12 protein-coding genes, 3 tRNA genes and 1 pseudogene are annotated in these 11,930 nt (G+C 62.0%); 2 read left to right on the top strand and 14 right to left on the bottom strand.

Annotated elements, in window-relative coordinates:
- The 4 genes from BM160_RS21590 to BM160_RS21575 form a co-directional block, all read right to left on the bottom strand.
- The coding region (locus BM160_RS21590; protein ID WP_143093185.1) for a GTP-binding protein at positions 1-553 on the bottom strand (553 nt) is incomplete at its 3' end.
- A 78-nt stretch (positions 554-631) separates the two neighbouring features.
- Positions 632-706, bottom strand: a tRNA-Thr gene (locus BM160_RS21585).
- 77 nt (positions 707-783) lie between these two features.
- Positions 784-857, bottom strand: a tRNA-Gly gene (locus BM160_RS21580).
- Positions 858-913: 56 nt separating this feature from the next.
- Positions 914-999: transfer RNA gene (locus BM160_RS21575), tRNA-Tyr, on the bottom strand.
- Between the two features lie 306 nt (positions 1,000-1,305).
- On the opposite strand from BM160_RS21575, the gene BM160_RS21570 reads away from it, so the two are divergent.
- Positions 1,306-2,406: a patatin-like phospholipase family protein gene (locus BM160_RS21570; protein WP_092008209.1), complete on the top strand. Its 1,101-nt coding sequence runs from the start codon at positions 1,306-1,308 to the stop codon at positions 2,404-2,406.
- A 74-nt stretch (positions 2,407-2,480) separates the two neighbouring features.
- Here BM160_RS21570 and BM160_RS21565 read toward each other — a convergent pair whose 3' ends face one another.
- From BM160_RS21565 to trpE, 8 genes are read right to left on the bottom strand one after another with little or no spacing between them, the layout of a single operon-like run.
- Positions 2,481-3,218, bottom strand: coding sequence for a uracil-DNA glycosylase (locus tag BM160_RS21565; RefSeq protein WP_092008208.1), 738 nt, complete (start codon positions 3,216-3,218; stop codon positions 2,481-2,483).
- A 7-nt stretch (positions 3,219-3,225) separates the two neighbouring features.
- Positions 3,226-4,017, bottom strand: coding sequence for an indole-3-glycerol phosphate synthase TrpC (gene trpC, locus BM160_RS21560; protein ID WP_092008207.1), 792 nt, complete (start codon positions 4,015-4,017; stop codon positions 3,226-3,228).
- A gap of 5 nt (positions 4,018-4,022) precedes the next feature.
- Complete coding sequence (gene trpD, locus BM160_RS21555; protein WP_092008206.1) at positions 4,023-5,078, bottom strand: anthranilate phosphoribosyltransferase; 1,056 nt, start codon at positions 5,076-5,078, stop codon at positions 4,023-4,025.
- Positions 5,079-5,121: 43 nt separating this feature from the next.
- A complete protein-coding gene (locus BM160_RS21550) occupies positions 5,122-5,778 on the bottom strand; it encodes a LysE family translocator (RefSeq protein WP_092008205.1) in 657 nt (218 codons plus the stop codon).
- Positions 5,771-6,820 carry a low-specificity L-threonine aldolase gene (gene ltaE, locus BM160_RS21545; RefSeq protein ID WP_092008204.1) on the bottom strand — a complete coding sequence of 350 codons (1,050 nt, stop codon included), beginning with the start codon at positions 6,818-6,820 and terminating at the stop codon, positions 5,771-5,773. Before ltaE ends, BM160_RS21550 begins: the two co-directional genes overlap by 8 nt.
- 57 nt (positions 6,821-6,877) lie before the next feature.
- Positions 6,878-7,450 (bottom strand): anthranilate synthase component II, encoded by a 573-nt coding sequence (locus BM160_RS21540; protein WP_092008203.1) that lies wholly within the window; start codon positions 7,448-7,450, stop codon positions 6,878-6,880.
- A gap of 3 nt (positions 7,451-7,453) precedes the next feature.
- A complete protein-coding gene (locus tag BM160_RS21535) occupies positions 7,454-7,768 on the bottom strand; it encodes a chorismate mutase (protein ID WP_092008210.1) in 315 nt (104 codons plus the stop codon).
- A 15-nt stretch (positions 7,769-7,783) separates the two neighbouring features.
- Positions 7,784-9,283, bottom strand: a complete 1,500-nt coding sequence (trpE, locus tag BM160_RS21530; protein ID WP_092008202.1) for an anthranilate synthase component I — start codon at positions 9,281-9,283, stop codon at positions 7,784-7,786.
- Between the two features lie 442 nt (positions 9,284-9,725).
- On the opposite strand from trpE, the gene BM160_RS21525 reads away from it, so the two are divergent.
- A complete protein-coding gene (locus BM160_RS21525; RefSeq protein WP_092008201.1) occupies positions 9,726-10,313 on the top strand; it encodes a chalcone isomerase family protein in 588 nt (195 codons plus the stop codon).
- Between the two features lie 15 nt (positions 10,314-10,328).
- On the opposite strand, the gene gph is transcribed toward BM160_RS21525, so the two are convergent.
- A complete protein-coding gene (gene gph, locus BM160_RS21520; RefSeq protein WP_255369041.1) occupies positions 10,329-11,048 on the bottom strand; it encodes a phosphoglycolate phosphatase in 720 nt (239 codons plus the stop codon).
- 619 nt (positions 11,049-11,667) lie between these two features.
- Positions 11,668-11,930: pseudogene (locus BM160_RS22820) on the bottom strand (PLP-dependent aminotransferase family protein); the annotation flags it as partial.

Here is an 11,930-nt window from a genome sequence, read left to right as displayed (position 1 = left end):
GGCCCTTGTCGCCTTCGAGGGCGAGCTTGGCGGAGCCGTGGATGATGGGGGTGTCGTCACCTGGGAAATCGTATTTGTCCAGCAGCTCGCGCACTTCCATTTCGACCAGCTCGAGCAGCTCGGCGTCGTCGACCATGTCGCACTTGTTCAGGAACACGATGATGTAAGGTACGCCAACCTGACGGGCCAGCAGGATGTGCTCGCGGGTCTGGGGCATAGGGCCGTCAGCGGCCGAGCACACCAGGATCGCGCCGTCCATCTGGGCGGCGCCGGTGATCATGTTTTTCACATAATCGGCGTGGCCTGGGCAGTCAACGTGAGCGTAGTGGCGGTTGGCCGTTTCGTATTCGACGTGGGCGGTGTTGATGGTAATGCCGCGGGCTTTTTCTTCCGGAGCCGCGTCGATCTGGTCGTAGCCTTTGGCTTCGCCGCCGAACTTGGCTGCCAGCACGGTTGCGATTGCAGCCGTCAGGGTGGTTTTACCATGGTCAACGTGACCAATCGTGCCAACGTTGACGTGCGGCTTGGTCCGCGAGAATTTCTCTTTTGCCATTTTCAACTCCGAAAAGTTACAAAACCAGTTACCAATCACAGCCGGCCGCGGCGAAAACCGTGCCGCGCCAGCTAAAAATGGTGCCCATTCCGGGAATCGGACCCGGGACCTCTCCCTTACCAAGGGAGTGCTCTGCCACTGAGCCAAATGGGCTGAAATCAAAAATCTTCTGCAACCAGCAGACACTACATCAATCGACAGAACCCCAAAACACTTGCAATCCAGCGCTATGGAGCGGGAGACGGGAATCGAACCCGCGTCATTAGCTTGGAAGGCTAGGGTTCTACCATTGAACTACTCCCGCGCAGCTCTGCCAAATCAACTCACACCAAGGACCTCATACCGACTACTCGCCGGACTTGGTGGATGGGGCTGGATTCGAACCAGCGTACGCGTTAGCGAACAGATTTACAGTCTGCCTCCTTTAACCACTCGGACACCCATCCTCTGGTGAGCCTCGAATTATGCCACGGCTTTTGATCGCTGGCCACCGATCCTGAACTCAAACCCTTAAAAAGCTTCAAATAATCTGCCCGAAACTGGCTCAAACGGCCAGTCACGCCACCATACAGCCGGCTTTCCGTCCACACAGACGGGGCTGGCCCATCGATGCGCCTTGAGGCATGATGCTTGGCTCCAACCCCTGCAGGCCATCGGTGCTGTAGCTTGGACGCCGAGCTTCGCTGTTTTTCGTCGTTTCCCAGCCTTCTGCTCTTCACTCATAACCTGGCCGGCACGCCGTCCCTCTGCCCATGCAAGCATCGCCTTCTTCCACCAAAGCAGCCGAGTTGCGCACACCGCGCCGGGTTAACCTGGCCCTGCAAGGCGGCGGATCGCACGGCGCTTTTACCTGGGGCGTACTCGATGCCCTGCTGCAGGATGAGCGCATAGAGATTGACGGCATCAGCGGCGCCAGCGCAGGCGCCGTCAATGCCGTGGCGCTGGCGCATGGCATGGCCGCCGCGCTGCCGGAGGGCGGCGGCGCCTCGCATTCCCGGGAACTGGCGCGCGCCACCCTGGCCAAGGTCTGGCAGGGCGTGGCTGCCATGGGCAGCCTGGGCTCCATGGCCGACAGCATCAGCAAGATGCTGACGGGAGGCTGGAGCGCCGACCAGGGCAGCCAATTTTTTGGCAACGCCATGAGCCAGTGGATGTCGCCCTACCAGTCAAACCCGCTGGACATCAATCCGCTGCGCAAGCTGCTGCAGGCCGAAATCGACTTTGCCGCCATCGCCCGCCTGCCCAGCCTCAAGGTTTTCGTCTCGGCCACGCAGGTAACCACCGGCCAGGTCGAAATTTTCACGGGAAAGCGCCTGAACCTGCAGGCGGTGATGGCCTCGACCTGCCTGCCGACGCTGTTTCAGGCCGTGGAAATTGACGGCAAGCCTTATTGGGACGGTGGCTTTTCCAGCAACCCGGCGCTGCAGCCCCTCATCAACCACTGCGAAAGCAGCGACATCATCGTGGTGCAGATCAACCCCTTGCGCCGCAACCAGACGCCACAAACCCCGCAAGACATCATGGACCGGGTGAACGAGCTGACCTTCAACGCCAGCCTGCTGGCCCAGATGCGCGCCATAGACTTCATCAACCGGCTGCTGGCCGATGGCCGCCTGCAAGAGGGCGTCGAATACAAAAGCCTGCGCCTGCACCGCATTGACGGCGGCGAGGCGCTGGAAGACCTGCCCTCGTCGAGCAAGATGTCGGCCGACACGCAGATGCTGGAAAAGCTCTTCGAGATGGGTCGGGGCGCAGCCAAACGCTGGCTGAGCCGGCATTTCGAGGCGCTGGGGCAGCAGGGCACGGTCAATATCCAGCGCGACTATATCGGCAGCCGGCCGCAGGAGTTCTAGCGGATTTTCAAGCGATTAAGGCCTCTAGCCCAATAGTCACGGCCGCACATAGCTATTGAAACAATAGCATTCAACTAGCTTTTCAGGTGTTGCTCACGCCACTGAGCCGCCTGCGAGAAATGCCCGCAGCCGATAAAGGGCAAGGGTGGCCGCAGCGCCGACAGCGGCGATGGGTGGTTGGCCAGCAAGACCTGGTGGCGGCTGGCGTCGATCAGCGCTCGCTTGCTCTGCGCATGGGCGCCCCACAGCATGAAGACCACGCCATGCGCACCGGCCGAGACCTGGCGAATCACGGCATCGGTCAAGACCTCCCAACCCTGGCCGGCATGACTGGCCGGCTTGCCCTCTTCCACCGTCAAGCAGGTGTTGAGCAAGAGCACGCCATCGCTGGCCCAAGCCGCCAGGCTGCCGCCTGGCACGGGAAAGCTTGGCGGCGGCATGCCCAGGTCGCGTTGCAACTCCTTGAAGATGTTGCGCAGCGAAGGCGGCAAGGGCACGCCGGGCGCGACCGAAAAAGCCAGGCCCTCGCCCTGGCCACGGCCGTGATAAGGGTCCTGGCCCAGGATGACGACGCGCACCGCTTCGGGTGGCGTGAGTTCCAGCGCGCGTAGCGGCCGGGGCGGAAAGATCACGGCCTGCGCCTGTAGCCGGCGACGCAGAAACTCCAGCAAATTCAGGCCGGCATCGCTGGCAAAAAAAGCCTCGGTGGTGGGCCGCCAGCCGGGCGCCACCGGCCAGTCGGCCGGGTCGACGCTGCTCAGGCAATCAGGCGTCGCCGAGTCCGACAAGCCCTCCAGCTGCGGCTGCTCCATGGCCGGCTTACAGCCCAAACAGCTGGCTCAGCGCCAGACCTGGGTCGTCGGCGCGCATGAAGGCCTCGCCCACCAAAAAGGCATTCACCTTGGCCTGGCGCATTTTCTGCACGTCGGCCGGGCTGCTGATGCCGGACTCGGTGATGAGCAGGCGCTCGGCCGGCACCTTGGCCTGCAGCCCCAGGGTGGTGTCCAGCGAGACTTCGAAGGTTTTCAGATTGCGGTTGTTGACGCCTATCAGCGGCGTTTTGAGCTTGAGCGCGCGCTCCAGTTCGACCTCGTCGTGCACCTCGACCAGCACCGCCATGTCCAGCGACAGCGCCAGCGCTTCGAAGGCCTTCATCTGCGCATCGTCAAGGCAGGCGGCGATCAGCAAAATGCAGTCGGCGCCCATGACGCGCGACTCGTAGATCTGGTAGGCGTCGACGATGAAATCCTTGCGCAGCACCGGCAGGCTGCAAGAGGCCCTGGCCTGCTTCAGGTAGTCGATGCTGCCGCGGAAAAACTGCTTGTCGGTCAGCACCGACAGGCAGGCCGCGCCATGCTCGGCATAGCTCTGGGCGATGTCGGCGGGGATGAAGTCGGCGCGCAGCACGCCCTTGGACGGGCTGGCCTTTTTGACCTCGGCAATCACCGCCGGCTGGCCCGCGGCGATCTTGGCGCGCAGGGCCCCAACGAAGTCACGGGTCAGCACGCGCGACTCGGCGTCTTCACGCATGACGGCCAGAGGCTTGCGATTGATCGCCTCGGCGATTTCCTCGCGCTTGACGGCAATAATTTTGTTCAGGATGTCAGACATGATGTTTATTGGGCCGCTTGGGAGGCCAGTGTTTGGGTGGTGGAAATGAGTTGCTGCAAACGCGCCTTGGCCGCGCCGGATTCCAGCGCGGCCCGCGCCAGCTGGATGCCGGCCTGCATCGAGTCGGCCACATTGGCGGCATAGAGTGCCGCGCCGGCGTTGAGCATGACGATGTCGCGCGCCGGCCCCGGCTGATTGTCCAGTACCCCCAGCAGCATGGCCTTGGACTGGGCCGGCGACTCGGCCCTGAGGGCACGGTTGCTGGTCATGGACAAGCCGAAGTCTTCGGGGTGTATTTCGTATTCGGTGATCTCGCCGCTTTTCAGCTCGCCCACCACGGTGGCCGCGCCCAGGCTGACTTCGTCCATGCCGTCCTTGCCGTAAACCACCAGCGCATGCTCGGCGCCCAGTCGCTGCAGCGCGCGCACCTGTATGCCCACCAGGTCTTGATGGAACACGCCCATCAAAATATTGGGCGCGTCGGCCGGATTGGTCAGCGGCCCCAGGATGTTGAAGATGGTGCGCACGCCCAGCTCCTTGCGTACCGGGGCGACGTTTTTCATGGCCGGATGGTGGTTGGGCGCAAACATGAAGCCCACGCCCACTTCGGCGATGCACTGGGCAATGGCCTCGGGCGACAGCGTCAGCGCAATGCCCAGCGACTCGACCACGTCGGCGCTGCCAGATGACGAGCTGACGCTGCGCCCGCCGTGCTTGCTGACCTTGGCGCCAGCGGCGGCCGCCACAAACATGGCACAGGTGGAAATATTGAAGGTGTGCGAGCCGTCGCCGCCGGTGCCCACGATGTCCACCAGATGGGTTTTGTCGGCCACATGGACCTTGGTGGAAAACTCGCGCATCACCTGCGCGGCAGCGGTGATTTCGCCTATGGTTTCCTTCTTGACGCGCAGGCCGGTGATCAGCGCCGCCATCATCACCGGCGACATCTCGCCGCTCATGATCAGCCGCATCAGATGCAGCATCTCGTCGTGGAAGATTTCGCGATGCTCTATGGTGCGCTGCAGGGCTTGCTGCGGGGTGATTTTGTGACTGTTCGGCATGAAGAATCTCCTTACTTTTTTCTGTGAGCGCGGTCTTGGCGGCTCAGGTCGCGGGGTGGTCGGTCAGGGCCAGCTTCAGGCCAAAGCCTATGAACATCAGGCCGGCCACGCGCTGCAACGCCTGCATGCCGCGCTGCACCACGCCCAGGCGCCGCGCCATCCAGCCGGCCAGCACGGCCCAGGCGACGTTGATGAAGATGCCGTTGAAATTGAACAGCAGGCCCAGCAGGAAAAAGGCCAGCGGCTTGTGCTGGGCGTCGGGGGCGATGAACTGCGGCACAAAGGCCAGAAAGAACAGCGCCACCTTGGGATTGAGCGCATTCGTCCAGAAACCGCCAAAAAACAAGGCTTTTATGCCTATAGCGCCCGTCCCTGCTGCGCCACCAGCTATCAAATTAGGAGTGTTTTGCCCGCCACGTGAGAACAGCATGCGCAGGCCTATCCACAACAGGTAGGCCGCCCCCAGCCACTTGAGCAGGCCAAAAGCCGTGCTCGACGCCGCCATCAGCGCGCTCACGCCCAGCGCCGCCGCCACGATGTGGACGAAGCAGCCGGCGGTGATGCCCAGGCCCGCCACAATGCCAGCGCGCGTGCCCGAGCGCAGCGCATGGCTCACGATGTAAAGCACATCGGGGCCGGGCGTGAGATTGAGCAGCAGGCCGGCGGCCACGAAGAGCAGCAGCTGATGGAGCTCAGGCATGGAAAAACGCCCGGATCGCGGCGATCGCACGGTCTATGCCGGCCGCGTCCACATCCAGATGGGTGGCAAAACGCAGACGGTACAGGCCGGTGGCCAAAATGCCTTGCGCCTGCAGATGGGCCAGCAAGGCAGCGGCGCGCGGCTGGGCCTGGCCGCTGAGGTCGACAAACAGCAAATTGGTCTGCGGCGGCTCGATCAGCAGCTCTGGGATGCCGGCCAGGCCATCGGCCAGCCGCTGCGCCAGCGCATGGTCTTGCGCCAGCCGCTCCACATGATGATCCAGCGCATGCGAGGCCGCCGCCGCCAGCATGCCGGCCTGGCGCATGCCGCCGCCCACCATCTTGCGGATGCGGTGAGCCCGGGCGATGAAGTCACGCGAGCCGCACAGCGCCGAGCCGACCGGCGCGCCCAGGCCCTTGCTGAAGCAGACCGAGACGCTGTCAAAACACTGGGCGATGCGCCTGGCCTCGGTGCGGGCATCGCCGCCCGTCTGCGCGGCCTGCGCCACCGCCGCGTTAAACAGCCTGGCACCGTCCAGATGCCGGCTCAGGCCCCTGGCTTGCGCCAATTGCGTGGCCTGCTGCAGATAGTCAAAGGGCAGCAGTTTGCCGCCCACGGTGTTTTCCAGCGCCAGCAAACGGCTGCGTGCGAAATGCGCGTCGTCGGGCTTGATCGCCTCGGCGATGTCGGACAGCAGCAAAGTGCCGTCGGCCTGGTGATTGAGCGGCTGCGGCTGCACGCTGCCCAGCACCGCCGCGCCGCCGCCTTCCCAGCGGTAGCAGTGCGCCAGCTGGCCGACGATGTATTCGTCGCCGCGCTGGCAATGGCTGAGGATGGCGCAGAGATTGCTCTGCGTGCCTGTGGGCAGAAACAGCGCGGCTTCAAAGCCGAGCATGGCGGCGATTTTTTCCTGCAAGGCGTTGACGCTGGGGTCGTCGCCATACACGTCGTCGCCCAGCACTGCCGCGGTCATGGCGGCGGCCATGGCGGCCGTCGGCCGGGTCACGGTGTCGCTGCGAAGATCAATGATTTTTTGAGTCACTCAGGCCTCCAGCGCTCGCAAATTAAGCGCAAGCAGCTATCAAAAACATAGTTCACATCAAGCCCGCTGGTCCAGAAAGTTCTTCAGCATGGCGTGGCCATGCTCGGTCAGAATCGATTCCGGGTGGAACTGCAGGCCCTGAATCGGCAGCTCTTTGTGGCGTATGCCCATGATCTCACCATCATCGGTGCGGGCCGTGACTTGCAGCACCTCGGGGCAGGACGCCGGATCTATGGCCAGCGAGTGGTAGCGGTTCACCGTGAACTTTTCCGGCAGACCGGCAAAAAGACCCTGCTGGGTGGTGGTGATGACGCTGGTCTTGCCATGCATCAGCTCCTGCGCCCGCACGATCTTGCCGCCAAAAGCCGCGCCTATGGCCTGGTGCCCCAGGCAGACGCCCAGAATCGGCAGCTTGCCGGCAAAGTACTGAATCGCCGCCACCGAAATACCGGCCTCGGCCGGCGAGCAAGGGCCTGGCGAAACCACCAGCAGGTCGGGCGCGCGGGCAGCGATTTCTGCCACGCTGATTTCGTCGTTGCGAAAAACCTCCACCTCAGCGCCCAGCTCGCCAAAATACTGGACGATGTTGTAGGTGAAGCTGTCGTAGTTGTCGATCATCAGCAGTTTCATGGCTCAGACCTCCTGGCGCAGGCGCGCGAACTCGTCATGTTCAAAGGCGATGGAGGCATCGATCATGGCACGGTAGGCCGCCTCGATCACGGCGTCGGGCGCGCCCATCTCGCGCGCCATGGCCTTGACGCGATCGACGATGAAGTCGATGCGGTCCTGGTCATGCACCTGGTTCACGTCCTGCTTGATGCGCGCGGCCTGGGTCATGTAGCCGCTGCGCTCGGCCATCAGCGCCACGATGCGCTGGTCCAGCGCGTCAATATGCTGGCGCACCTCGGCCATGCTGTTGCAGTGTTTTGCTTTGTGATTCTGTGTCATCGTCGTCATGTCTTTTCACTCCAGTCCTTCTTCGACCAGCTCGCTGGCCCGGATCAAGGCACGCGCCTTGGCCTCTGTTTCTTTCCATTCCAGCTCGGGCACCGAATCGGCCACCACACCGGCGGCCGCCTGCACGTACAGGGTCTGGTCCTTGATGATGCCGGTGCGAATCGCAATCGCCACGTCCATGTCGCCGGCATAGCTGAGGTAGCCACAGGCGCCGCCGTAAAGGCCGCGCTTGCTGGGCTCCAGTTGATCTATCACTTCCATGGCATGCACCTTGGGCGCACCGGTCAGGGTGCCGGCCGGGAAGGTGGCCTTGAGCACGTCCATGCTGGTCATGCCCTCGTTGAGAATGCCCTCGACATTGCTGACGATGTGCATCACATGGCTGTAACGCTCGACCGCAAAGGCTTCCGTCACCTTCACCGTGCCGGTCTGGGCAATGCGGCCTATGTCGTTGCGCGCCAGGTCAATCAGCATCACATGCTCGGCGCGCTCTTTCGGGTCGTTGACCAGCTCCTGCTCGGCCGCCTTGTCGGCTTCCAGCGACGAGGCACGCGGGCGGGTGCCGGCGAGCGGGCGGATGGTGACCTTTTGCCCACCTTCAACCTGCTCCTGGCGCACCAGGATTTCCGGCGAGGCGCCCACCACATGGAAGTCGCCAAAGTGGTAGTAATACATATAGGGCGAGGGATTGAGCGAACGCAGCGCCCGGTAAAGGCTGAGCGGCGACTCGGTGTAGCGCTTCTTGATGCGCTGGCCGACCTGCACCTGCATGAACTCGCCGTCCGCTATCAGTTCCTTGGCGCGCTCCACCGCCGCGATGTAGTCGGCCTTGGCGAACTCGCGCTCGGCCGGATAGCCCTGCGACGGCTTCACAACCGGCGCACTGACCGAATACTTGAGCTGCTCCTTCAGTTCGCGCAAGCGCTTCTTGGCGTTGGCGTAGGCCTCGGGCTGGGCCGGGTCGGCATAGACAATCAGGTAGAGCTTGCCCGACAGGTTGTCTATCACCGCCAGCTCTTCGCATTGCAGCAGCATGATGTCGGGGCAGCCCAGGGTATCGGGCGGACAGGAAGCCTGCAGCTTTTTCTCGATGTAGCGCACCGTGTCGTAGCCAAAGTACCCCGCCAAGCCGCCGCAAAAGCGCGGCAGGCCGGGCCTCAGCGCGACCTTGAAACGCTTTTGGTAGTCGCTGATGAAATCCAGCGGATTGCGTTTTGAGCTTTCCACCACCTGGCCGTCGGTCACCACCTCGGTCAGCGTGTTATCGCCAAAGCCCGAGGAGCGCAGCAGCGTGCGCGCCGGCAGTCCGATAAAGCTGTAGCGGCCAAAACGCTCGCCGCCGACCACGGATTCCAGCAAAAAGCTGAATTTGCCGCCGCCCTTGGAGTGCGCCAGCTTGAGATAGAGCGAGAGCGGGGTTTCCAGGTCGGCAAACGCTTCCAGCATCAGAGGAATGCGGTTGAAACCTTGGGTTGCCAGGCTTTTAAATTCGAGTTCAGTCATCACAGTGAGTCCTTCTCCAGTGGCCGGCGCGCTTGATGGCGCCGCCCCTGTCATTCAAAACGCCCCGAAGTCCGGGGCCGGGGTGCTCTTGCGTGGCGCAAGAGCGCATCAATTCGGGATGGGCAGTCTGTGGCAGCTGCGCGGGCTCAAGGCGTGAACCCGTGAACGCCTCAGGCGTGCGTGGCGGGACAGGGACGCCAAAGCCAGGCTCCCCGGCTTGCACAAGCTGTTTGAATGATGCGATGAATGAACATGTAGGCCAAAGTGTAGCAAAGAGCCCGGCCCCGCCAGCCCGCTTGATGCGCCATGCTCACAACTTGGTACGAATCTTGGTACTAATGCTTATCTCGCAAACCCTCTTGCAAGAGGTCCTCATGGGCTTGAAAATGAGAAAAGAACGATCGTTCTTTTTTGACTTGTTTAAAAAATATCCTGGAGACATCTCATGACTTTCAAACGGCGATGGATGACTGGCCTGGCAGGCTTGATGCTGTCACTTGGGGCGCTGGCCGCGCCCATGGAGGTCGGGGGCATCAAGCTCGACGACCCGGTCGATGTTCACGGCAGCAAGCTGCAGCTCAATGGCGCCGGCATCCGCTACAAAGCGATTTTCAAGGTCTATGTGGCCGCCCTCTACCTGGGCAAAAAAGCCGCCACGCCGGAAGAGGTTTACGCCGCCACGGGGCCACGGCGCATTAGCATCACGCTGTTGCGCGAGATCGACTCCAACGAGCTCGGCAAGAGCTTCACCAAGGCCTTTGAAGAGAACACCCCCAAGACCGAAATGTCCAAGCTGATTCCTGGCCTGGTGAAAATGGGCCAGATTTTTTCAGAGCAGAAAAAAATGGTCGCCGGGGAAAGCTTCACCATAGACTGGGTCCCCGACAGCGGCACCGTCATTTCGGTCAAGGGCAAGCCCCAGGGCGAGCCCATCAAAGAGGTCGAATTTTTTAACGCCATGATGCGCATCTGGCTAGGCCCGCAGCCAGCAGACGGGAAACTCAAGGAGCAGTTGCTGGGCAAGGCCTCCTAGGGCCCGCCCAGGCGCTCACGGCCGCAGCTGCAACTGGGCCAGCGAGTCCAGAAAACCATCGGCATCCACGGCGCGTACCGGCTCGCCGTGGTTGTAGCCATAGGTCAACAGCAGCACCGGGCAACCCGCCGCCCGCGCCGCCTGGGCGTCGTTGCTGGAGTCGCCAATCATCAGCGTGCGGCCCGGCTGGGTGCCCAAAAACTCGCAGGCCTTGAGCAGCGGCAGCGGATCAGGCTTTTTGCGCTCAAACGAATCGCCGCCAAACACCTCGCTGAAAAAACCGTCCAGCCCCTTGAGCTTGAGCAGCAAGCGCGCAAAGGCGAGCGGCTTGTTGGTCAGGCACAGCATGGGCAGCCCGGCCTGCTGCAAACCGCGCAGGCCTTCCAGCACACCGGGGTAAAGCGCCGAATGCAGGCCGTTGATGCGGTCGTAGTGCTTCTGATAACTGGCAAAGGCAGGCTCGTATTGTGCTACCAAATCAATAGCTGGTAGCGCTTGGCCAGCATGGGATTGAACGTGATTCAGCACGGATTTGACCAAATACTCGGATCCCTTGCCGACCATGCGGCTGACCGTGGCCACATCCAGCGGACTGGTCGCCAAGCCTTGGGGCAACACATCGGCCAGCATCAGGTTGAGCGCCGCCACGAAGTCGCCCATGGTGTCCACCAGGGTGCCATCCAGATCGACGATGGCCGCGTCGTAGTCGCCATGGTTCAAGGTAATAGAGTTCACAACAAAGTAATAGAGTTCACAACAAGCACATCATCTTAAGCGGAGCGCACTTAATAGAGTTCACAACAACCGCGTATTCGACGCAGGACTGATGAATGAACATGGTTTTGCAAATACCGGTGCAAACTGACCACCGAATTCGAGACTATTGCACCCTACCCCATGCTCTCGGCGTTTCGACGACGTCATGCCCGACGCATTGACTACGGCGACTCACTAAACTCTTCGGATTGCCCCAAACGGCCAGGAGCAGTTGGCTATAGAACGCGCACCGGTGCCCGGTTCAGGCTGACCAGAGTCAGTCGCGCGAGTCTGCCGTGGATGACGTCGAGCACGAACAGCGGCCATTGGCCGCCGATTGCCTCGGCCGACTGCTTCACATTCGACACCAGTCGCTCGGCCGTGGAGTAAGCAGAGCACAGGATCGAAGGCCGTTTCTGCACGCTACAGCCGGCTCATCACGACCCAAAGCAGACGTTGTCCTGCACAGCTCACGTAGCTTTCTTCCAGTCTGTCCACTTTCGTGCGTGATCTCACGATACATAAACACTGAGGCAGCAAACCCATGTGCGACCGCATTGAGAGAACTCCTGAATGATGCACCGTGTTTCCTGGACAGTTAAACCACAGCAGCGCTGAACGTCTCGGGCCGCCGCGCAAGCAGATGAGACAGCCGTTGAAGACCCGCCTGTAAGCGTCCACGGTCCTTGATGCAGCCCAAAGAGATCCGAATGGCATTCACGGATCCGCTGCCAGTGGCGAATGCCTCCGCCGGCGTGACTGCTATGCCCTCGTTGTCGGCTGCACGCGCAAGCTGTGAGGAGTTCCAATACCCCGGCAACTCGAGCCATACGTGTAGGCCGTCTCCAGCGCCGCTGTACC

This window comes from Polaromonas sp. OV174 (assembly GCF_900112285.1).
Classification (GTDB): Bacteria; Pseudomonadota; Gammaproteobacteria; order Burkholderiales; family Burkholderiaceae_C; genus Polaromonas.
The sequence above is the reverse complement of the archived record's forward strand: the minus strand, read 5'-3'. Positions and strand labels throughout refer to the sequence as shown.

Bases quoted from the DNA above. Each gene is read 5' to 3' on its own strand.
- BM160_RS21570 (WP_092008209.1), top strand. From the start codon at position 1,306: ATGCAAGCATCGCCTTCTTCCACCAAAGCAGCCGAGTTGCGCACACCG.
- BM160_RS21565 (WP_092008208.1), bottom strand. From the start codon at position 3,218: ATGGAGCAGCCGCAGCTGGAGGGCTTGTCGGACTCGGCGACGCCTGAT.
- trpC (WP_092008207.1), bottom strand. From the start codon at position 4,017: ATGTCTGACATCCTGAACAAAATTATTGCCGTCAAGCGCGAGGAAATC.
- trpD (WP_092008206.1), bottom strand. From the start codon at position 5,078: ATGCCGAACAGTCACAAAATCACCCCGCAGCAAGCCCTGCAGCGCACC.
- BM160_RS21550 (WP_092008205.1), bottom strand. From the start codon at position 5,778: ATGCCTGAGCTCCATCAGCTGCTGCTCTTCGTGGCCGCCGGCCTGCTG.
- BM160_RS21540 (WP_092008203.1), bottom strand. From the start codon at position 7,450: ATGAAACTGCTGATGATCGACAACTACGACAGCTTCACCTACAACATC.
- BM160_RS21535 (WP_092008210.1), bottom strand. From the start codon at position 7,768: ATGACACAGAATCACAAAGCAAAACACTGCAACAGCATGGCCGAGGTG.
- BM160_RS21525 (WP_092008201.1), top strand. From the start codon at position 9,726: ATGACTTTCAAACGGCGATGGATGACTGGCCTGGCAGGCTTGATGCTG.